Source organism: Rhizobium rosettiformans, assembly GCF_016806065.1.
GTDB lineage: Bacteria > Pseudomonadota > Alphaproteobacteria > Rhizobiales > Rhizobiaceae > Allorhizobium.
The window spans coordinates 4,282,930-4,302,615 of the sequence record NZ_CP032405.1 but is presented as its reverse complement, the minus strand read 5'-3'; the positions used below and the strand labels follow the sequence as shown (position 1 = coordinate 4,302,615).

Annotated in this window: 19 protein-coding genes; 12 read left to right on the top strand and 7 right to left on the bottom strand. The window is 61.9% G+C overall.

Annotated elements, in window-relative coordinates:
- The first annotated feature begins 208 nt into the window (after window positions 1–208).
- Entirely contained in the window at window positions 209–481 is a 273-nt protein-coding gene (locus D4A92_RS21195) for a PepSY domain-containing protein (RefSeq protein ID WP_040299764.1), read from the top strand.
- A gap of 58 nt (window positions 482–539) precedes the next feature.
- Here the strand turns inward: D4A92_RS21195 and D4A92_RS21190 are convergent, their stop codons facing one another.
- Together D4A92_RS21190 and D4A92_RS21185 are read right to left on the bottom strand one after the other, a co-directional pair.
- A complete protein-coding gene (locus tag D4A92_RS21190; protein ID WP_203017139.1) occupies window positions 540–1,682 on the bottom strand; it encodes a DNA alkylation repair protein in 1,143 nt (380 codons plus the stop codon).
- The gene (locus D4A92_RS21185) at window positions 1,675–1,986 is read right to left on the bottom strand and encodes a hypothetical protein (RefSeq protein ID WP_203017138.1); all 312 of its coding nucleotides are present in this window, start codon (window positions 1,984–1,986) and stop codon (window positions 1,675–1,677) included. The genes D4A92_RS21190 and D4A92_RS21185 overlap by 8 nt, the downstream gene beginning before the upstream one ends.
- 84 nt (window positions 1,987–2,070) lie before the next feature.
- Between D4A92_RS21185 and D4A92_RS21180 the strand changes: the two genes are divergently transcribed.
- Window positions 2,071–2,748: a helix-turn-helix transcriptional regulator gene (locus D4A92_RS21180; RefSeq protein WP_203017137.1), complete on the top strand. Its 678-nt coding sequence runs from the start codon at window positions 2,071–2,073 to the stop codon at window positions 2,746–2,748.
- A gap of 4 nt (window positions 2,749–2,752) precedes the next feature.
- Here the strand turns inward: D4A92_RS21180 and D4A92_RS21175 are convergent, their stop codons facing one another.
- Window positions 2,753–4,339 carry a trimethylamine methyltransferase family protein gene (locus tag D4A92_RS21175; protein WP_203017135.1) on the bottom strand — a complete coding sequence of 529 codons (1,587 nt, stop codon included), beginning with the start codon at window positions 4,337–4,339 and terminating at the stop codon, window positions 2,753–2,755.
- Window positions 4,340–4,581: 242 nt separating this feature from the next.
- Between D4A92_RS21175 and D4A92_RS21170 the strand changes: the two genes are divergently transcribed.
- The gene (locus D4A92_RS21170) at window positions 4,582–8,571 is read left to right on the top strand and encodes a response regulator (protein WP_203017134.1); all 3,990 of its coding nucleotides are present in this window, start codon (window positions 4,582–4,584) and stop codon (window positions 8,569–8,571) included.
- Here D4A92_RS21170 and mnmD read toward each other — a convergent pair whose 3' ends face one another.
- Window positions 8,572–9,297 (bottom strand): tRNA (5-methylaminomethyl-2-thiouridine)(34)-methyltransferase MnmD, encoded by a 726-nt coding sequence (gene mnmD, locus D4A92_RS21165; RefSeq protein WP_203017133.1) that lies wholly within the window; start codon window positions 9,295–9,297, stop codon window positions 8,572–8,574.
- Here mnmD and D4A92_RS21160 point away from each other — a divergent pair.
- From D4A92_RS21160 to puuE, 3 genes are all read left to right on the top strand, one after another.
- Window positions 9,296–10,504, top strand: a complete 1,209-nt coding sequence (locus D4A92_RS21160; RefSeq protein ID WP_203017132.1) for an NAD(P)/FAD-dependent oxidoreductase — start codon at window positions 9,296–9,298, stop codon at window positions 10,502–10,504. The genes mnmD and D4A92_RS21160 overlap by 2 nt on opposite strands.
- 137 nt (window positions 10,505–10,641) lie before the next feature.
- Window positions 10,642–11,349 (top strand): DUF1045 domain-containing protein, encoded by a 708-nt coding sequence (locus D4A92_RS21155; RefSeq protein ID WP_203017131.1) that lies wholly within the window; start codon window positions 10,642–10,644, stop codon window positions 11,347–11,349.
- Between the two features lie 91 nt (window positions 11,350–11,440).
- Window positions 11,441–12,361 carry an allantoinase PuuE gene (puuE, locus tag D4A92_RS21150; RefSeq protein WP_203017130.1) on the top strand — a complete coding sequence of 307 codons (921 nt, stop codon included), beginning with the start codon at window positions 11,441–11,443 and terminating at the stop codon, window positions 12,359–12,361.
- 5 nt (window positions 12,362–12,366) lie between these two features.
- Here puuE and D4A92_RS21145 read toward each other — a convergent pair whose 3' ends face one another.
- Window positions 12,367–13,230 (bottom strand): LysR substrate-binding domain-containing protein, encoded by an 864-nt coding sequence (locus tag D4A92_RS21145; RefSeq protein WP_203017129.1) that lies wholly within the window; start codon window positions 13,228–13,230, stop codon window positions 12,367–12,369.
- Window positions 13,231–13,344: 114 nt separating this feature from the next.
- Between D4A92_RS21145 and D4A92_RS21140 the strand changes: the two genes are divergently transcribed.
- Entirely contained in the window at window positions 13,345–14,202 is an 858-nt protein-coding gene (locus D4A92_RS21140; protein WP_203017128.1) for an urea carboxylase-associated family protein, read from the top strand.
- A 183-nt stretch (window positions 14,203–14,385) separates the two neighbouring features.
- On the opposite strand, the gene D4A92_RS21135 is transcribed toward D4A92_RS21140, so the two are convergent.
- Window positions 14,386–15,432, bottom strand: coding sequence for an NAD(P)-dependent alcohol dehydrogenase (locus D4A92_RS21135; RefSeq protein WP_203017127.1), 1,047 nt, complete (start codon window positions 15,430–15,432; stop codon window positions 14,386–14,388).
- 233 nt (window positions 15,433–15,665) lie between these two features.
- Here D4A92_RS21135 and uraD point away from each other — a divergent pair, with 233 nt between their 5' ends.
- Both uraD and alc read left to right on the top strand, forming a co-directional pair.
- Complete coding sequence (uraD, locus tag D4A92_RS21130; protein ID WP_203017126.1) at window positions 15,666–16,163, top strand: 2-oxo-4-hydroxy-4-carboxy-5-ureidoimidazoline decarboxylase; 498 nt, start codon at window positions 15,666–15,668, stop codon at window positions 16,161–16,163.
- 1 nt (window position 16,164) lies between these two features.
- Window positions 16,165–17,187: an allantoicase gene (alc, locus tag D4A92_RS21125; protein WP_203017124.1), complete on the top strand. Its 1,023-nt coding sequence runs from the start codon at window positions 16,165–16,167 to the stop codon at window positions 17,185–17,187.
- Between the two features lie 96 nt (window positions 17,188–17,283).
- Here alc and D4A92_RS21120 read toward each other — a convergent pair whose 3' ends face one another.
- On the bottom strand, window positions 17,284–17,463 hold the full coding sequence (locus D4A92_RS21120; RefSeq protein WP_054148428.1) for a DUF2735 domain-containing protein: 180 nt from the start codon (window positions 17,461–17,463) through the stop codon (window positions 17,284–17,286).
- Between the two features lie 395 nt (window positions 17,464–17,858).
- Between D4A92_RS21120 and D4A92_RS21115 the strand changes: the two genes are divergently transcribed.
- The 3 genes from D4A92_RS21115 (at window position 17,859) to D4A92_RS21105 (ending at window position 19,681) form a co-directional block, all read left to right on the top strand.
- Entirely contained in the window at window positions 17,859–18,899 is a 1,041-nt protein-coding gene (locus D4A92_RS21115) for a glutamine synthetase beta-grasp domain-containing protein (protein ID WP_203017122.1), read from the top strand.
- Between the two features lie 129 nt (window positions 18,900–19,028).
- Window positions 19,029–19,319 (top strand): nucleotidyltransferase family protein, encoded by a 291-nt coding sequence (locus D4A92_RS21110; RefSeq protein ID WP_203017121.1) that lies wholly within the window; start codon window positions 19,029–19,031, stop codon window positions 19,317–19,319.
- On the top strand, window positions 19,316–19,681 hold the full coding sequence (locus tag D4A92_RS21105; RefSeq protein ID WP_203017120.1) for a HepT-like ribonuclease domain-containing protein: 366 nt from the start codon (window positions 19,316–19,318) through the stop codon (window positions 19,679–19,681). Before D4A92_RS21110 ends, D4A92_RS21105 begins: the two co-directional genes overlap by 4 nt.
- Window positions 19,682–19,686: the final 5 nt, after the last annotated feature.

Sequence of the window (19,686 nt, the reverse complement as noted above, 5' to 3'; positions counted from 1 at the left end):
TGCACAAAACAGTCTCCTCGGCGTCGTCCCTCGTGCGCCATCGGTTCGTCCGTTTCCTTGGCTCCGGTGTCGCAGTCGCAAGGTGAACAAATACGGCTGACGGGTGTTTGCAACAAGACGACGCCCGTTTCGGGACGGCCTTCGGTGACAGCCGCGATCTGTACCCTTTGGCACTGCGTCACCCGATGAATGACAAATGGAGACAGCCATGAAGACCCTTCTCGCCGCATCTGCCCTTATCCTTGCCGCTTCGATCGGATCCGTTCAGGCCGATGACGATCCGTCCTGCCGGGATGTGGCGGCTGATGCGCGGATGTCGCTCGGGGACATGGAGCAGAAGGCTCTGGCTGCGAATGTCAGGGCCGAGGAGATCACCGTCGATGACGGCTGCTATGAGGTGAAGGGGATGCGCGACGGTCAGCGTGTCGAAGCGACCTTCCATCCCGTCTCGGGCGAATTGCTGAAGATCGAAAACGACTGAGGCGCAGGACCGCTATCTCAATCTATTCGAGGCCCGCTTCCGGCGGGCCTCTCTCGTTCTATCGTGTCTCAATGGTTGCGCCGCTTCCCGTCATCGGTGTTTGCAGGGCGGTCAGCTCAAAATCTGCCCCGGCCTGAACGACGCCGTTCAGCATGACTTCCAGCCTGTGAACGCCAGGATGATAGACCCGCGTCGTGATCGGCCGTAAGGTGTGGCGCTTGGCGAACGCCAGGCTTTCTCCGGGCCGTATCATCAGACTCTTGCCCTTGAAGACCTTGGGCGAGAGCGAGCCGTCCTTCTTCTGATGGTGGATGGCGTAATCGACCAGAACGGTGCGTACCTCAATTCCATTGTTGCGAAGCCGGACCTCGAAGCCGAGCTCTCCGGGGAAGCTCACGCGGTCGTTTGCAAGAGCCAGTGTCACGGTGACATCGGAGAGTGGCTCGAAGCCGAAATTGGCGAGCGCCTTGGCATGGCCCTTCTTGATGAGCGTGCGCGAGGCGTGTTTGAGCAGCCAAAGCCGATCCTTGGAAGCGCCGGCCCTATGCCGTTCAACGAAGTCTGCTACCAGATCCGGGTGATCCTTGGCGATGTCGTTCAGGCTGTTGGCAACCGAGCGGCGGACATAATCCTCGGGGTCGTCAATCAGGGCTTCGAGGATTGGCAGGATCGGGGATGGTTCCCGGACCAGCCGCGGTAGTCGCATGGCCCAGGGGAGGCGGGGGCGGGTGCCTTCGCTGGCAAGTCGCCGGACATGGTGGTTCGGGTCGTTTGCCCAGCCGGCGATAATCGCCAGGGCCCTGTCTTGCTCTTCGGCAATGAAGGGGCGGATGCCGAATTCTCCGGTGAAATGCGGCGTCAGTGCCTTCAGAAGGCCGAGGGAGGTTACGAGATCGCGGCGGCCATGGGCGGCAATATACTGATTGAAGGAGAGGAGGGCCCAGCCGCTGAGGCCGCCCTGTTCCGGTCCTGGGAGGCAAGAATGCAGGATGGAGGCTGCTTGCTCGAAATCGTCCGGCAGATGGCGGTGCAGCGCATCCGCAATGCATTGACCACGTTGCATCAGTTCCAGGTCGTCGATGACCGGCAGGATGTCAGCGAGGAAGGCGGCGCGATCGAAAGTCTCACTCGCCCGCGCCACGGCCTCTGCCGTGTCGCGAGCGGTGTTTGGGCCGATCAGGTGTTTCAGCGGCTCAGCCATTGTCTCGGATAGTGTCCTGCGTCTCGAAGTGCTGCATTAGCGTAACACCCGTGATCGCTGCCATGTAAGGTGCGAAGGCCGGATCTGCCTGAACCTTTGCGGCTGCTGCGTCGGCGCTTTGCTTGTCGGCCCATTCGACGAGGTCGGCGATCATGTCGCGTTGATCCATGGAGTTGAGCGGCCGCCAGCTGACGAAGCCTGGATAGGTCTTGACCGCAGCCATGGCGGCACGACGAGCCTCTTCCGCGGCCGGTTTGTCGGTTACGGTGCAGACCGCGATTTCTAGGATGGTGTTGGTGGTCATGTGGCTCTCCCGTTGACGATGATGGCTTGACCTAGCACAGAGCAACTGACAACCTTCTGGCCATTACCTTCGAAGGAGGCCTGCATGCGCCCCGCCGACCGCCTGTTCCGGATCATCCAGCTGATGCGCGCGACAGGTCGCGCGATGACCGCAGCCGAGATCGCCGAGAAGATGGAGGTCGCGCCGCGGACTATCTATCGCGACATGGATCACCTGATCGCCTCCGGCGCGCCGATCGAGGGTGAACGCGGGGTGGGCTACATGCTGCGCGAGGCTTTCGACGCGCCGCCGCTCACATTCACCTTCGAACAGTTGGAAGCGCTCGCCTTCGGGCTTCGCGCCGTCGAGATGCTCGGGGATCCCAGGCTCGGCCAGGCGGCGCGGGAAGCGAAGGAGAAAATGCTCGGCATGTTGCCGAAGGATCATGCCGAACGCCTTATCTCGGCACCCATCCACGCCTTCCGATCCTCGGCCCAGCCGGAAGTGCCGGCCTGCCTCGGCGATGTCCGATCGGCGCTGTCGGCCAAGCGCAAGGTGTGGGTGGCCTATCACTCGCTGCCCGGCGAGCGCAGCCAGCGCGTCCTCTGGCCGCTGGGGCTCGCCGCCTTTGGCGCGATCTGGGTGATGACCGCCTGGTGCGAGATGCGCGCCGGCTTCCGCGACTTCCGCCTCGACCGGGTCGAGGACTGGAAGGTCATGCCGGACCGTTTCGAACCTGAGCCGCATCAGACCTATCAGGCTTACTTGAAGCAGCTGTCCTGACTGATCAGAAATCCGTCGCAACCCCGCCTTCGGCCTTGCGTTTCGCCACAAAGGCGTCGAGCTCTTCCTCGATGGCCGGATCGATCGGCGGACGCTCGTAAGAGGCCAGCTTCTCCTTGAAGATGCGGTTGGCGTGGTCGTAGGTGGTCGGGCGGCCGGCCTCGGTCCAGGTCTCGAAGTTGCGCCAGTCGGAGAGGATCGGCGAATAGAAGGCGCTCTCGTAGCGGGCGAGCGTGTGGGCCGTGCCGAAGAAGTGGCCGCCGGGGCCGACTTCGCGGACGGCGTCGAGCGCCAGCGCATCCTGGCTGACGTCGAGGGGGGTGAGGAATTCCGCCACCATCTGCAGCATGTCGACATCGAGGATGAACTTCTCGAAGGAGGCCGTCAGTCCGCCTTCGGTCCAGCCGGCGGAATGCATGATGAAATTGCCGCCGCCTTGCGTCAGCGCCCACAGCGAGAAAGCGCTCTCATAGGCGGCCTGAGCGTCGAGCGTGTTGGCGGCATTGGTGTTGGAGGTGCGGTAGGGAATGCCATAGCGGCGGGCGAGCTGGCCACCGACGATGACGGCCTTCATGTATTCCGGCGTGCCGAAGGCGGGGGCGCCGGTCTTCATGTCGACATTCGAGGTGAAGCCGCCATAGACGACGGGTGCGCCGCGCTTGACCATCTGGGTGAAGGCGATGCCGCAAAGGGCTTCGGCATTCTGCTGGACGACGGCGCCGGCGATGGTGACGGGTGCCATGGCGCCGGCCAGCGTAAACGGCGTCATCACCACGACCTGGCCGCGGGACGACATTTCAATGATGCCCTGCAGCATTGGGCCGTCGAGCCGGAGCGGCGAGGACGAGTTGATGATGGTGAAGAGCGAGGGCTCGCTCTCCATCTGCTCCATGGAGACGCCGCGGCCGATGCGGGCGATCTCGATGGCGTCGAGATTGCGCTGCTTGCCGAGCGAGTAGCAGTGGAAGACCTTGTCGGTCAGCTTCACCATGTCGGAGAGGCAGTCGAGGTGGCGCACGGAGGCGTGGATGTCGATCGGCTCGACCGGATAGCCGCCGGTCGTGTGGATCACGTCGTAGCACTGGGCGAGCTTCACAAGCTTGCGGAAGTCTTCCTGGTTGCCGGCGCGGCGGCCGCCTTCGCGGTCGGCGACGAAGGGGGCGGAGGCGATCTGGGCGAAGACGAGGTTGTTGCCGCCCATCTTGACGTTGCGCTCGGGATTGCGGGCGAACATCTGGAACTCGCGCGGGGCCGACGCGATCATGTCCATGATCAGGTTGCGGTCGAAGCGGACGCGGTCGGAGCCTTCAGTGACCTCGGCGCCATGCGCTTTCATGATGGTGCGGGCCTCGGGCAGCATGATGTCCATGCCGATCTCTTCGAGGATGGTGAGCGAGGCCTCATGCATCGCGTCGAGCGCCGCCGGATCGAGGAGCTCCGTCTTTGCGAGGCGATTGACGAGATTGCGATACTTGCCGGCCGCACCGGTGCGGATGCGTTCAGCGCCTCGACCGCCGGTTCGCCGGCGGCGTTCACCGCCGACGGATAGCGTATCAGTCTCGGACAAGGCGGAGGTGGTAATGTCGCTCATGGTCGATCCATTGTGTCAATCTCGACATCAAGTCTCGCAGGTTCGCGGCTGAAAAGGCATTGCCGTTTGCGACGAAAAACCGGCTCATCTGGAACAGTGGTGCCGATGACGGGATCCGAGACCGATACGCGTTCATTCTGCTTCGCTTTTAAAGCTTGGGATGGTGGTTCGCTTACCCGCTGTTTACCATTCCGCGTCATTGATCGGAGGAGGGAGAAACTGATTTGATCCGGGGAAGCGACTTGCTGGACTTGGTCTGCGACAAGATCGCGGTGCTTGATCTGCCTTCCTACGTGAAGGACAGCGAGCTGCGCTATGTCGCGGTCAATGCGGCCTTTGCCGACCTGCACAACCTGTCGGTCGAAAGCTTCGTCGGTCGCAGCGATCGGGAAATCCTGGGCGGCGATCTGGACGCCCTGCGCGACGATCGCGAGCGGCGGGTTCTCGTATTCGGGGAGGACGAGGCGCTGCAGCTGCGGGGTGAACCGGGCGGACCGACGCGGGTCCTGCATATCGAACGCTTCTTCGACGACGATGACCGGATCTATCTCTTCGCTTTCATGGAGGAGAGCGTCGCGTCCGTTTCAGCGACGCCTATCACACCGGCCGCGTTGCCGTCTGCCCCTCTGTTTCAGGCCGTGCTGGAACAGTATCCGGTCGCAACCTATGTCCGCGGCGCCGATCACAGGCTGATTTTTGCCAATTGCGCCTATGCCGATATGGTCGGGCGGCCACTTGAGGAGCTCCTCGGTCGGACAGAACAGGAAAACTTCCGCGAACTTGGGCAGGACTATTTCGAGGGAAATAGCCGCGTTCTGGAACGCGGTATTACGGAGGAAGTTCAGGAAACCTTCATCCGTGCGGACGGGGAACGCGTGCCGGTTCTCTCCCGTACCGGTGCCGTGACCGGCCCTGACGGAGACCGCTACATTGTCGGCTCGATCACAGATCTGTCGCTGCTTAGGCAAGAGCAGCAGAAACTGGAAGCTGCGCGGCGGGAATCCGAATCGCTGCAGTCGCAACTCCAGAGCCTCATGGCCTCGCTTCCTGTCGGCATCATCGTCCTTGATGCCGATGCAAATATCGCCTTCGCCAATCCCGCCATTGTCGAAATGGCGGAACTTGATCCGCCCATACCCCTGGAGGGCATGACGTACCGGGAGTTCCTGACACGGACGATCGGTCGCGGCATTCCCGGCGTCAGCGCCGAGGAACTCGAAGAGCGTGTGGCCTTTCGCATGGAACAGGTTCTCGGCCTGAACGAGGGCGCGCTGATCGACGTCAAGACCCCTTCCGGACGTGCGCTCGCTGGCGGCAGTCGTCGCATTGACGGTGGCCGCATTCTCCTGACCTACTCCGATATCTCGGACATGTTGCAGCGCGAGGAGGAGACGCTCCTCTACCGTGCTGCACTTGAGCAAATGCCGGTTCCGGTTTTCATCCGCGATATCAATAGGCGGATGATCTACGTCAACACTGCCTATGAGGACCTGCACGGCCAGCGGCGGGAAGACATTTACGGTTTGACCGAAGAGGAGCTATGGCCGGAGCAGGGCCAGTTGATGAAGGAGGAAAACCTCCGCATCTTCGAAACGGGCGAGATGATCGAGAAGAACCGCGAAGTCGTGGTTCGAGACGGCGAGGAGATCTCTGTCATCACGCGATTGAGCCGGATCACTACCGCCGAGAAGAAGCACTACATCGTCGGGTCGGTGAACGACATTTCCATCCTGAAGAAGGGGCAGCTTGCGCTCGTCGCGGCCCAAGCGCGTGCCGAGTCGCTCTATGCCGACATCGTCTCGATGTTGCAGGTCATGCCTGTCGGCGTGGTGATCATGAATTCCGACTACATGGTCGAATTCGCCAACGAGAAGTGCCGGGACATCTGGCGCTGGCCGGCTAACATGCAGCTGAGCGGGCTGAGCTTCCGGTCCTATTGCGAGATGAACCACAAGCTCGGCTATGCCTGGCCTGGTATCGAGTTCGAGGAAGGCTATCGCGCCCGCGTTGCGCAGTTCGATGCGCTGGAAGGCTCGCATGTCACCGAACTCGCCTATGACGATGGCAAGTTCGTTCTGGCAACGATCACGCGGTTGCATGACCGCAAGATCCTGCTCACCTATTCCGATCTCACCGAGATGCGGGCGCGCGAACGCGAGATCGACCAGGCGCAGCAAAAGCTGGAGCGGCTCGGACGCTTCGTCCAGGAATCCATGCGGATGATGACGCAAGGCCTAATGATGATCGAGCAAGGCCGGATCGCGGAGGTCAATCCTTCCTTCAGCCGCATCCTGAACCTGCCCGAAAACCTGGTGGCGTCGGGCGAAAGCTGGCGGCCGATCTTCGAATATTGCGCGGCGCGTGGCGATTTCGGCGAGGAAGCGCACGACATTCTGCAGCAATGGCAATCGGCCGTGCAGACAGCAAACGCAGTCTCGACCAATTTCCTCGTCGACGGCAAGACCTGGGTCAAGCTGGAAGCGACCTTCGGTGGCGACCGCAGTTGTGTTGTCGTGCTCACCGATTTCACCGAGCTGAAGGAGCGCGAAGCCGAACTCGAAGTGCTCTTGGCGCGCAGCGAGGCGGCCGACAAGGCGAAGTCCGACTTCCTCGCCAATATGAGCCACGAGATCCGCACGCCCATGAATGGCGTTCTCGGCATGGCGGAACTGCTTTCCAAGTCCGAACTCGACAGCCGCCAGAAGACCTTTGTCGACATCATGGTGAAGTCCGGCAACGCACTGCTCACCATCATCAACGATATTCTCGACTTCTCGAAGATCGACGCCGGACAGCTCAAGCTGCGCAAGTCTCCCTTCGATCCGGTCGAGGCCATCGAGGATGTGGCGACGCTGCTGTCTGCCGCCGCTGCCGAAAAGGATATCGAACTCGTGGTCTCCGGCGACCAGAAGGTGCGCCACACCTTCATGGGTGATCCGGGGCGCTTCCGGCAGATTGTCACCAATCTCCTGGGCAATGCGATCAAGTTCACGGAGAAGGGCCACGTGCATGTCGAGGTGTCTGCGGATGCCGTGGCGGAGGGGCAGGCGATCCTGAAGCTCCGCATCGAGGATACCGGCATCGGCATTCCTGAAGACATGCAGGCGAAGATTTTCGAGAAATTCTCCCAGGTCGACACATCGTCGACCCGTCGCCACGAGGGTACCGGTCTCGGGCTCGCGATCACCGGCGGTCTCGTGCGCCTCTTCGGGGGCAAGCTGCAGGTCGAATCCGAGGTTGGGCGCGGCTCAGCCTTCTCCGTCGAATTGCCGCTCGCCATCGTTGCCGAGCGCCGCGGCCAGAAGGAACTGCCGGCCACGGTCAAGGATGCGCGGGTGCTGGTCATCGACGACAACGCCGTCAACCGCCGCATTATCACCGAGCAGCTGGATATGTGGGGTTTCGACGGGCTCGCGGTTCCGGACGGGCTGACCGGCCTTGATATTCTCGCTGCCGCCCATACGGAAGGGCTGGCGATCGACGTCGTCGTCATCGACTACCAGATGCCCGACATGAACGGCATCGACGTGGCGAAAGCAATCCGCAGCGACCGTCGCTTCGACGATATTGCACTCGTCTTCCTGACCTCGATGGACATGGTCGGCGATGACAGGCTGTTCGAAAGCCTGAAGATCCAGGCACATCTGATGAAGCCGGCGCGGGCCAACGTTCTTCGCGGCGCGATCATCGACGTGGTGCGAACGGCGCGGGTTCACGGCGTGAACGCGCCACGCCTTCGTCCCCTTTCGTCGCCGCCTGCACCACTGGCTCCGCGCGCGCCATCGGCTGTTGAGGCCAAGCCAATAGCTTCAGTGCTTTCCCACGATGGGGCCCTGAGGGTGCTGATCGCCGAAGACAATCCCGTCAACCAGATTGTCTTCCGCCAGATCCTGACCGGAAGCGGCATTGCCTATCGCATCGTTGGTAATGGCGAAGAAGCCGTTCAGGCCTGGCGCAGCGAGCCGCCGGATCTGATCCTGATGGATGTCTCGATGCCGGTCATGAACGGGCATCAGGCGACTGGCGTGATCCGCGAGGAAGAGGCTGCCCTCAGCGGCGGAAGGACCCCGATCATCGGCGTCACCGCCCATGCGCTCGACAGCGACCGTGAGGCTTGCCTTGCTGCCGGCATGGATGACTATCTCTCCAAGCCGATCTCGCCGGAACTTCTGATGCGCAAGATCGAGCAATGGAGTGGCAGGCCCGTCACCGGGCTCGCCGCCGAAGGCTGATCAGGCCGAGCGCCTGACGCCGCACAGCATTTCCCGCTTGCCGGCGAAACCCGGTCGACGTTTGACGTCAAAACCCGCTGCGATCAAGTTGCGCCGGACAAAGCCGGCTGCGGCATAGGTCGCAAAGCTGCCGCCCACTCGCGTCGTGTCGTGGACACGCTGCATGAGGTCCGCCGACCACATGGCGCTGTTGCGCGAGGGGGCGAAGCCATCGAGGAACCAGGCATCGAAGGTCAGTGTGCTTGCCGTCAGGTTTTTCAAGGCATCGCCGCAGACGACCGAGAGACGCGTCTGGTCATCAAGATCGATTTTAACGACGCCTGAAGGATCCGTCGGCCAGCGCGCGACGAGGACCTCGCGCTCGGCATCGATCTCCGACCACCGGGAGAGGGCGCGGTCGATCTCTTCGGCCTGCATGGGAAATAGTTCGAAGGAGACGAAGTGGAGGTGAGTGCCGGGACGACGATGCTCCTTCCATTGGCGCCAGGTCTCGCAGGCATTGAGCCCTGTGCCGAAGCCGAGTTCGCCGATAGTGAAATCGTCCGCATCCCGCCAGCGTTCCGGCAGTCCGTTGCCGGCCAGGAAGACGTGGCCGCATTCGAGCCGGCCATCGGTCTGGCAATAAAAATGATCGCCAAAGGCGGTGGAAAAGGGCATATCGCCGTCGTGCCAGGCCAGCGGTGCCTGGGTGTCGCCGGTGCCTGGCGGATAATTTGAATGGGTCATGGTGATGTCCGATAAAACGGCTGCGATGTCAGGTCAATTGCGCGCCGATCTCGTGATCGTCGGTGGCGGCATCATGGGACTTTGGGCGGCGCTGAAAGCAGAGCGCCGTGGCATCGATACGATCCTGATCGACGGTGACGGTATTGCGAGCGGTGCGAGCGGCGGCCTGCTCGGCGCCCTGATGGCGCATATGCCGGATCGCTGGAACGAGAAGAAGCAGTTGCAATTCGAGGGGCTGTTGTCGCTCGAGGCGGAGATCGCTCTGCTCGAGGACGAAACTGGGCTCTCGGCTGGCTATCAGCGCTGCGGTCGTCTTATCCCCTTGCCGAAGCCGCATCTGAGGCCGATTGCCGAGAGGCATTCGGGCGAGGCGGCTACGAATTGGAACCAGGAGGGCAGGGCCTTCGACTGGACCGTCCTTGACGAGAGCCCGTTTGCCGACTGGCCCTCGCGGAGTTTTTCGGAGGCCGGTGTGGTGTTCGATCGCCTTGCGGGCCGCGTCTCACCGCGTGCTCTCACCACGGCGATCCGGGCGCGTCTTGAGCGATCGGGGCGTGTGCGGTTGCTGGTCGGTGCCGCCGTGCAATCGATCAATGCCGGGGGAAGGCAAGTGAAGCTCGCCGACGGGACAGTGGTCGGTTACGGCGATCTGCTGGTCGCAGCCGGTGTCGGATCCTTCCCGCTGCTCGACGCCATCGGACCTGCGCTTCGCAGACCTCTTGGCCGCGGCGTGAAAGGGCAGGCGGCGCTGCTCAGACTGGACCTGCCGGCGGACCTGCCGCTCCTCTATCTCGACGGCCTCTATGTGGTGCCGCATGAAGGCGGGCGGGTCGCCATCGGCAGCACCAGCGAAAACACGTTCGACGACCCTTTCTCGACGGACGCGCAGCTGGATGTCCTGATCGCCGGGGCGAGGGAGCTTGCACCGGCGCTGCAGGGAGCGGAGGTGGTCGAACGCTGGGCAGGTCTCAGACCCAAGGCGGTCGATCGAGATCCGATGGTCGGGCCGCATCCCGATCATCCGCATGTGCATGCGCTGACCGGCGGCTTCAAGGTGAGTTTCGGTATCGCGCACTTGCTGGCGGATGCCGCTCTCGATTCGATTGCCGGTGAGCCCATGTCCCTGCCTCACGGCTTTGCCCTTGCCCATCACGTTTCGGTGGCTGCGCGCCGCGCAGGCGGTGAGGAATTTACCGAAATACCCTGAAATTAAAGGGATTATCTCAGGACTCTGCCGCGATTTTGTCTCGCGCGCTTCGTGATACTGTCATGCAAATCACCTATCCACCGGGTTGTAACGGCATCTGCTAAAGTGCCGTCGCGAGCCAGTGTGAGGTGCTCGACATGCGCTATGCCATCTGCTTTACGCCGCCTGCCCGTGATCCGCTTGCCGATGCAGCGGCACGCTGGCTCGGCCGCAACGTGTTCTCCGGCGAGGCAGAGGAGCATCCGGGGCTGAAGGGCCTGGGCGTGCACGAGATTGCCTTTCACACGGCGCTTCCGCGACGCTTCGGCTTTCATGCGACCTTCAAGGCGCCATTCCGCCTGAGCGAAGGCGCGAACGAGGCCTCTCTCCTGCGCGACCTGATGCATTTTTCCGGCCGGATGGAGCCCGTGGTTCTGCAGGGGCTGTCGGTCGGACGCATCGGTGACGTCTATGGCTTGATCCTTCAGCGCCCTTGTCCGGAGGTCGATCATCTGGCCGCATCCATCGTCCAGGCTTTCGACGGCTTTCGTGCGCCGCTTTCCGAGGCCGAGATCGACCGGCGCAATCCCGAACGGCTCTCGGCACCGCAATTCACCAATCTCAGCCGCTGGGGACATCCTTACGTGATGGACGAGTTCCGGTTCCACATGACGCTCACAGGACCTTTGCTCGCCCGCGATTTTCCGCGAATCGAGCAGGCTCTGAAGGCGCATTTCGATCCCGCCCTCGCTGAGCCCGTTGTGATTGCCAATCTCGCCCTGTTCGTCGAAACCGAGCGTGGCGCACCGTTTACCGTGCATTCGCTGCATCCGCTGGGCCGGGTTTCGAGCCGGAAGATTGCCTGACCGGTTTGCGCTGCAGCAAAATGCGCGTTTTCCATCTCGACAGGCGCCGTCCTCGCCAATAGCCTCGCGTCAAAACACGAGAGGTGAACCGATGACGACTGCTCCCTATCCCCGCGACCTGATCGGCTATGGCCGCGACATTCCCGATCCGAAATGGCCGGGGGAGGCGCGGATCGCGGTGCAGTTCGTGGTGAATTACGAGGAGGGTGGCGAAAGCTGCATTCTCGACGGCGATCCAGCCTCGGAATGCCTTTTGTCAGAGATCGTCGGCGCACAGCCCTGGGCCGGTCAGCGCAATCTCAACATGGAGTCGATTTACGAATACGGCTCGCGCGCCGGCTTCTGGCGGCTTTGGCGGATGTTCACTGAGCGCAAGGTTCCGGTCACCGTCTATGGCGTGACGCTTGCCATGGCGCGCAACCCGGAAGCCGTTGCCGCGATGAAGGAAGCCGATTGGGAGATCGCCAGCCACGGCTATCGCTGGCTCGAATACAAGGACTTTCCAGAAGACGTCGAGCGCGAGCATATCCGCGAGGCGGTTCGCCTGCACAAGGAACTGACCGGCTCGCATCCGCTTGGCATGTATCAGGGCAAGCCGTCTGACAACACGCTGCGCCTCGTGATGGAGGAGGGGGGCTTTCTATACTCCTCCGACAATTATTCCGACGACCTGCCGTTCTGGGTGCCGGATCTGGAGGGCAAGCCCTTTTTGATCATCCCCTATACGCTCGAGACCAACGACATGCGCTTTGCCACGCCGCAGGGCTTCAACACCGGCGACCAGTTCTTCACCTATCTCAAGGACGCCTTCGATGTGCTCTACGAAGAGGGGAAGAACGGTAGCCCGAAGATGATGTCCGTCGGTTTGCACTGCCGCCTCGTCGGACGTCCCGGGCGGGCTGCAGCGCTGGCGCGGTTTATCGATTATGTGACGGGTCATGAGAAGGTCTGGGTGCCCAAGCGCATCGAGATCGCCGAGCACTGGCACAAGCATCACAAGCCGGCTTGGTGACGGTGCTAGTCGGCAACTTCCGCCAGCAACCAGTCCCGCAAAATCGCGGCAGGCTCGGGCAAGTCAGTGCCTGAGAGCAGCCAATAGGCCTTGTCCTCGTCGGCGGCTTCCTCGAACAGTACCGTCAGCGTGCCGGCTGCCAGATGGTCTGATATCAGGGCGGTTGGGCAGAGACCGATGCCGAGGCCTGAGAGGACCGAACTGACCAGCAGGTTGAAATCGGCATAGAGCGGTCCTGACGGTGTCAGGCCCTTGATCCCGCGCGCCGCCAGCCAGGACTGCCAGGCGGCCTCGGTCGCGTCGTGCAGCAAGTTCTGTTTCAGCAGGTCGGCGGGTGTTGTGATCGGCCCGTGCTGCTCCAGATAGGCGGGCGCACAGGTGGGCCGGGTGGCGGCGTCGAGGATGCGCTCCGCCTGACCCGGCGGTCGTGTCCCGTGTCCGATCAGCAGGTCTGCGCCGGCTTCATCCGGGGTCAATGACCCCAACGGATAGACGATCGAGACCTGGATCTGAGGATGTGCGGCGCGGAAGCGGGGCAGGCGGGGGCCGAGCCAGTGAGTGACCACCGAGGGCATGCAGGCGAGGCTGGCGCGGGCCAAGGATTTGCGGGCGGTCAGCCGCTCTGCGGCGCGGGCGATGTGGCCGAGACCTTCCGAGCAGGCAGCGCCGAATTCGCGGCCGTCAGCGGTGAGGCGCACCCCACGCGGGCGGCGGTCGAAGAGGGCAAGGCCCAGCCAATCTTCCAGCGCCTTCACATGCTGACTGACGGCCGCCGCCGTCATGCCGAGTTCGGTTGCAGCCTGCAGGAAGCTTTCGCGACGGGCGGCGGCCTCGAAGGCGCGGAGTGTTGGGAGCGGCGGCAGTTTCATGGCTCTATGACTAAGCCAGACTTGGTCATGGGGCAAGAAGAGAGGCAGTTGTCTTGATGGGGCAGGTGGGGCACCTTGCGGATCAGATCTTGATGCCGATCCGCGGAGTTTTCCATGTCCCCCTTCAACGCCAACATCCCCGTTCCCGCCGATGCGGCTGCCCGCCGGGCTGTTAAACCCGTCGTCTGCTATCCGGTCGAGTCGTTGAAAGCACCCGACATGAGCATCTTGGAGCAGGCGCGGGCGACGATGGAGAAGGTCGGCGAGGTGATCGTGCCGCCGCGCGAGGGCAATACGTTCGAGGTGCCGAAGGGGCATTTCTTCCGCATCGTCAGCGTCGAGGGGCCGCAGGTCGGCGACCTCAACCTCTGGAACGCCAACGACCTTTCTGAGCGCTTCTTCTCCGGCAAGACGCGGGCGCTGCATGCGACCCATGTCACCACCGGCAACCGTCTCTGGAGCAATCTGCCGTCGCTGCGTCCCATGGCGACGATCAGCCATGATACGCTCGGCTGGTACGGTTTCGACGAATTCGGTGGCGGCGTGCATGACGTGATCGGCACGCGTTGCGACCCCTATACCAACCGGTTACTCTCAGGCGGCGACTATCATCACTGCTGCCATTCCAACCTCTGCCGTGCGCTGGCGCATCACCGTGGCATCGACATCAAGGCCGCCGAACCGCATGTGCATGACGTGTTGAACGTCTTCATGTGCACCGGTTTCACCCGCGATACGCAGCAGTATTTCATGAAGGCAAGCCCGGTTCGTCCCGGCGACTTTCTTGAGATGTTTGCGGAGATCGATCTCCTGGGCGCGCTCTCAGCCTGCCCGGGTGGCGACTGCAGCACAAGCCATTCGAGCGATGTCGCCAAGTGCTATCCGCTGAAGGTGGAGATCTACAGGCCGGACATGGCCTTACTGGCTGATTGGCCGTTTCCGGAGCGGAATGGGTATCAGCTTCAGGATTAACGCCGTCTACCCTGCGGTCGTCATGCTCGGGCTTGTCCCGAGCATCTGCAACGTATCTGGTTAGTTCGGCCTCGGTGGATCCTCGGCACTAGGCCGAGGATGACGTCGCGTTTGAGGGCAGGTTTCTCCACGAAAAGAGGGCCCGGCAGCGATGCCGGGCCCTTCTCATTCCATCCTCGTAGATCAGCCCTTGGCGAGCGTCGCCATGTCGATGACGAAGCGGTAGCGGACATCGCTCTTGATGACGCGTTCATAGGCTTCGTTCACCTGGGCGATGTCGATGATCTCGATCTCCGGGGTGATGTCGTGCTTGCCGCAGAAGTCGAGCATTTCCTGGGTTTCCTGGATCGAGCCGATCATCGAACCGGCGAGCGAGCGGCGGCCGGCGATCAGCGCGAAGGCATGCACGGGCACCGGGTTTCCCGACACGCCGAGCAGCACCATGGTGCCATCGACCTTCAGCAAGTTGAGATAGGCGTTCCAGTCGATCTCGGCGCTGACGGTGCAGAGGATCAGGTCGAAGGAGCCGGCGAGCGTCTTGAAGGTCTCCGGATCCGAGGTGGCGTGATATTCCTTGGCGCCGAAGGCGAGGCCGTCTTCCTTCTTCGACAGGCTCTGGCTGAGTACGGTGACGTCGGCGCCCATGGCCGCGCCGATCTTGACGCCCATATGGCCGAGGCCGCCCATGCCGATGACGGCGACCTTCTTGCCGGGGCCGGCCTTCCAGTGGCTGAGCGGCGAATAGAGCGTGATGCCGGCGCAGAGCAGCGGTGCTGCCTTGTCGAGCGGCAGGTTGTCGGGAATGCTGAGCACATAGTCTTCCTGGACGACGATGGAATCGGCATAGCCCCCTTGCGTCGGGGTGACGCCGTCGACTTCCGTGGAGTTATAGGTGCCGACGAGGCCGGGCATATATTGTTCGCGGTAGAGATCGCGTTCGCAATGCAGGCAGGAATTGACGAAGCAGCCAACGCCGACGCGGTCGCCGACCTTGTATTTCGAAACGCTCGAGCCGACGGCGGTGACGATGCCGGCAATCTCGTGGCCGGGGACCATGGGGAAGGTCGAGTTGCCCCATTCGTTGCGCGCCTGGTGAATGTCCGAATGGCAGATGCCGGAGAACTTGATCTCGATCACCACGTCGTCCGCGTTAGGTTCGCGACGCTCGAAGGTGAAGGGAACCAATGGCTTGGAGGCATCCGTTGCGGCATAGCCTTTGGCAATCGGCATGGGGTATCCTTTCAAATGGAATGGGAGGAGCGAGCTGTAGATAGGTCGCAAGCGCTGCTGCACAAGCGAACCGACCTGCTGTTTGCGTTGAAAGTGCCTGTCGCCTTCGGAAACTCGACAAGGACAGGGGGCTCGGCTAATCCTTGTCGTCAACTGCTTCGCGGGATGCGCAAGCGGGCCCTCCCTGCCGCCGCTGTCTCAGCTGCGGCCTCACATGATACTGGATTGATGGCATGGACAGAGCGGACTTCGTTCAGCGTTTCGGCGGAGTGTTCGAACATTCGCCCTTCATTGCGGAGCGTGCCTTCGATGCCGGCATGATCGAGGCGCCGCTGACGGCGCTCGACGTGCATGACGCGATGGCGATGATCTTCCGCACCTCGAGCGCAGAGGAGCGGTTGGGCGTCTTGCGTGCGCATCCCGATCTGGCGGGCAAACTCGCTATTGCAGGTGAACTGACGGAGGACAGCAAGCGGGAACAGGCCGGTGCCGGTCTCGATCGGCTGTCGGCTGACGAACATGCCCGCTTTACCGCGTTGAATACGGCCTATGTCGAGAAATTCGGCTTTCCCTTCATCATCGCGGTCAAGGGACTGACGAAGGACGATATTCTCGCCGCCTTCGAGACGCGCATCGCCAACGCCAAAGACCAGGAATTCGACACCGCCTGCCAGCAGGTGGAAAAAATCGCCAGGCTTCGCCTTGAAGCCCTGCTTCCGGAGACACACTGACATGCTTGAGACCTCGACCGTCGTCCTGCCGGATTTCGCTGCCGGTGCCGTCAACCTTGCCTCGGCCCGCCTTGGTGCCGTGGGCATCTTCTCGACCGACGAGTTCTTTGCGCCGGTGTCGCGCATGCTGAACGATGAGCCCGCGAGTTTCGATCCGGACCTCTACGACGATAACGGCAAATACATGGATGGCTGGGAAAGCCGTCGCAAGCGTGTGCCGGGCCATGACTATGCGATCATCCGTCTTGCCATGCCGGGCCGAATCTTCGGTTTCGATGTCGATACCCGCTTCTTTACCGGCAACTACCCGCCGCATGGCTCGATCGAGGCAGCTTTCGTTGAAAGCGGCGATCCGACCGATGCGACCGTCTGGACAGAGCTGGTGCCGAAGTCTCCGCTCGGCGCGTCTGCCCAGCATTTCTTTGCCAATTCCGACACGTCGAAGGTCTGGACGCATCTGCGCCTGCACATCTACCCCGATGGCGGCGTGGCGCGGCTGCGCGTCTATGGCGCTGCCCATTTCGACTGGTCGAAGGTCGGCGCGACGGAAGAGATCGATCTCGCCTATATCTTCCATGGCGCCAAGTCGCTTGCCTGGTCGGACGCCCATTACGGCCATCCCGACAAGATCCTGTCGCCCGGTCGCGGCACAAACATGGGTGATGGCTGGGAAACAAAGCGTCGCCGCGGTCCCGGCCATGACTGGGCGATCATCCGCCTTGGCCATCCAGGTGTGATCAACCGGGTGCTGATCGATACGCATTTCTACAAGGGCAATTATCCCGATACCTGCGAGCTGCTGGGTGCCTATCTGCCTGACGCCGGCGACACCTTCTCCGAAGCGGAGATTGCGGCGTCCGAACAGTGGAAGCCGATCCTAACGCGGCAGAAGATGCAGATGGATGCCGAGCATTTCTATGAAGGCGACCAGCTGCAAAAGATCGGGCCGGTGACGCATGTGCGGATCGGCGTGCATCCGGATGGCGGCGTGATGCGCCTGCGCCTTTTCGGCACGAAGGCTTGAATGTAGGATAGATACGAAAAGAGCGGGCAAAGGCCCGCTCGTCGCATGCTTCAAGCCGTCCGCAATGCGGGCGGCTTTCTTGTTGGGCTTTTGCCCTTACTGCTTCGGCGCCCGTTCGGCTTCGCGGATCGCTTCCTCGTGATACCAGCTTGCCGAACCGCTCTCATAGATCACGGGTTTCGGCGTCTGGCGCTCACGCATGGCGTTCAGCCGGGCCAGGTCACGCACCGGGAATTCGTAGATCTTCGCCGATTCCCGAACCATGTTCGTTGTCATGCTACTACCTCTCGTTTCACCGAGTGTTGTCTCGATGATCTCTAGATACCACGTTCTAAACCGTATTGCATATGAAAAGTGCAAAATGCCTATTTTGTGGGCAGTATTCGCGAAGAAAAAGTGATGAATTTAAAATCATCACACTGTTTTCGTGGTCGTTTGTGCTCGAAAAACACCCGACACGGCACTCCGGTTCCTGAGTATCAGCGGAATCTGTTAAAGAAACGCCTTCTGCTGCAGGGTTTCCGGGTCCCGCCTGCGACAAAATGGCCTGCTCTCGGCTGCCACCGCCAAACTGGCACGCTTCCTGCTTTTTAGTTTCCGACTCCCGGGCACGCCGGAGAATCACCCCTCTGTTGCGCCGATGAGTGGCGCGAGACTGAAGAGAGAGCACCATGACCAAGTTTAAGCTCGAGTATATCTGGCTCGATGGCTACAAGCCGGTAGCGAACCTGCGTGGCAAGACGCAGATCAAGGAATTCGACAGCTTCCCGACCCTGGAACAGCTGCCGCTCTGGGGCTTCGATGGCTCCTCGACGATGCAGGCCGAAGGCCACTCGTCGGACTGCGTGCTGAAGCCGGTCGCCATCTACCCCGACCCGGCTCGTACCAACGGCGCTCTCGTCATGTGCGAAGTCATGATGCCCGATGGCGTCACCCCGCATCCGTCGAACAGCCGCGCCACGATCCTCGACGACGAAGGCGCCTGGTTCGGTTTCGAACAGGAATATTTCTTCTACGAAAACGGTCGTCCGCTCGGCTTCCCGGAGCAGGGCTACCCGGCTCCGCAGGGTCCGTATTACACCGGCGTCGGCTACAAGAATGTCGGCTCGATCGCCCGCGAAATCGTTGAAGAGCATCTCGACCTCTGCCTCGAAGCCGGCATCAACCACGAGGGCATCAATGCCGAAGTGGCCAAGGGCCAGTGGGAATTCCAGGTCTTCGGCAAGGGCTCTAAGAAGGCCGCCGACCAGATCTGGATCGCCCGCTACCTGCTGCTTCGCCTCTGCGAGACCTACGGCATCGACGTGGAATTCCATTGCAAGCCGCTCGGCGACACCGACTGGAACGGTTCGGGCATGCACTGCAACTTCTCGACCACTTTCATGCGCGAAGTGGGCGGCAAGGAATATTTCGAAGCCCTCATGGCCGCCTTTGCCAAGAACTGGCAGGACCACATCGACGTCTACGGTCCGGACAACCATCTGCGCCTGACCGGCAAGCACGAAACGGCTCCGTGGAACAAGTTCTCTTACGGCGTTGCCGACCGTGGCGCCTCGATCCGCGTTCCCCACTCCTTCGTCAACAACGGCTACAAGGGCTATCTCGAAGATCGCCGCCCGAACTCCCAGGGCTGCCCTTACCAGATCGCTTCCGTCGTCCTGAAGACGATCGCCGAAGTGCCGACGGCTGATTACGCCAAGAACGCTGCCTGATTTCAGGTTGAGTGATAAGATTGCAGCGCCGGGGGTGACCTCGGCGCTGTTTTCGTTCGGGGGGGGCAAACGGTCGAGGCTTCCGCGGCTTCCGGCTTTGGATTACACTTGATCCTAAGGAGATGGGCCATGCGACCGTCCGAAGTGCTGGAGAAGAACAGGCAAGTGATCCGCGATGTGACGGCACGTCACAAGGCGACAAACCCCCGCGTCTTCGGTTCTGTCGCCAGAGGCGAAGACGGGCCGGACAGCGATCTCGATATCTTGGTGGATGGCCTTCCCGGCATGACGCTATTCGACCTCGGCGGGCTACAGGCCGAGATGGAGGACCTGCTGCCCTGTCGGGTCGACATCGTCTCCTCGGGCGGCTTGAAAGAGCGGCTGCGAGCGCGGATCCTCGCTGAGGCTCGCGCCATATGACGCCCGAAGAGCGGCTGCTCGATAATCTCATAGACATGGAGGAGGCCGCGGCGGAAGCCATAGGGTTCCTCGATGGGGTGAGTTTCGAGGCGTTCGAGAATGATCTGCTGCGCCAGCGCGCGGTGGCCATGACCTTCGTTCTGATTGCTGCAGCCGCCGCCCGTATCCAGGCGCGGTTTCCCGATATTGCCTCTGAGCAACCCGAGATCGCCTGGGCACAAATGCGGGGGCTGCGTAATCTTGTGGTCCATCAATATGACCGGCTGGATTGGCGTCAGGTCTGGGATACGGTGCAGCGTGACCTTCCGAAACTGGTTCGCCAGATCGACCAACTCCGCCATCCGCATATCCAGGGAGAATAACCCCT

Bases quoted from the DNA above. Each gene is read 5' to 3' on its own strand.
- D4A92_RS21195 (WP_040299764.1), top strand. From the start codon at position 209: ATGAAGACCCTTCTCGCCGCATCTGCCCTTATCCTTGCCGCTTCGATC.
- D4A92_RS21190 (WP_203017139.1), bottom strand. From the start codon at position 1,682: ATGGCTGAGCCGCTGAAACACCTGATCGGCCCAAACACCGCTCGCGAC.
- D4A92_RS21185 (WP_203017138.1), bottom strand. From the start codon at position 1,986: ATGACCACCAACACCATCCTAGAAATCGCGGTCTGCACCGTAACCGAC.
- D4A92_RS21180 (WP_203017137.1), top strand. From the start codon at position 2,071: ATGCGCCCCGCCGACCGCCTGTTCCGGATCATCCAGCTGATGCGCGCG.
- D4A92_RS21175 (WP_203017135.1), bottom strand. From the start codon at position 4,339: ATGAGCGACATTACCACCTCCGCCTTGTCCGAGACTGATACGCTATCC.
- D4A92_RS21160 (WP_203017132.1), top strand. From the start codon at position 9,296: ATGGTGATGTCCGATAAAACGGCTGCGATGTCAGGTCAATTGCGCGCC.
- mnmD (WP_203017133.1), bottom strand. From the start codon at position 9,297: ATGACCCATTCAAATTATCCGCCAGGCACCGGCGACACCCAGGCACCG.
- D4A92_RS21155 (WP_203017131.1), top strand. From the start codon at position 10,642: ATGCGCTATGCCATCTGCTTTACGCCGCCTGCCCGTGATCCGCTTGCC.
- puuE (WP_203017130.1), top strand. From the start codon at position 11,441: ATGACGACTGCTCCCTATCCCCGCGACCTGATCGGCTATGGCCGCGAC.
- D4A92_RS21145 (WP_203017129.1), bottom strand. From the start codon at position 13,230: ATGAAACTGCCGCCGCTCCCAACACTCCGCGCCTTCGAGGCCGCCGCC.
- D4A92_RS21140 (WP_203017128.1), top strand. From the start codon at position 13,345: ATGTCCCCCTTCAACGCCAACATCCCCGTTCCCGCCGATGCGGCTGCC.
- D4A92_RS21135 (WP_203017127.1), bottom strand. From the start codon at position 15,432: ATGCCGATTGCCAAAGGCTATGCCGCAACGGATGCCTCCAAGCCATTG.
- uraD (WP_203017126.1), top strand. From the start codon at position 15,666: ATGGACAGAGCGGACTTCGTTCAGCGTTTCGGCGGAGTGTTCGAACAT.
- alc (WP_203017124.1), top strand. From the start codon at position 16,165: ATGCTTGAGACCTCGACCGTCGTCCTGCCGGATTTCGCTGCCGGTGCC.
- D4A92_RS21120 (WP_054148428.1), bottom strand. From the start codon at position 17,463: ATGACAACGAACATGGTTCGGGAATCGGCGAAGATCTACGAATTCCCG.
- D4A92_RS21115 (WP_203017122.1), top strand. From the start codon at position 17,859: ATGACCAAGTTTAAGCTCGAGTATATCTGGCTCGATGGCTACAAGCCG.
- D4A92_RS21110 (WP_203017121.1), top strand. From the start codon at position 19,029: ATGCGACCGTCCGAAGTGCTGGAGAAGAACAGGCAAGTGATCCGCGAT.
- D4A92_RS21105 (WP_203017120.1), top strand. From the start codon at position 19,316: ATGACGCCCGAAGAGCGGCTGCTCGATAATCTCATAGACATGGAGGAG.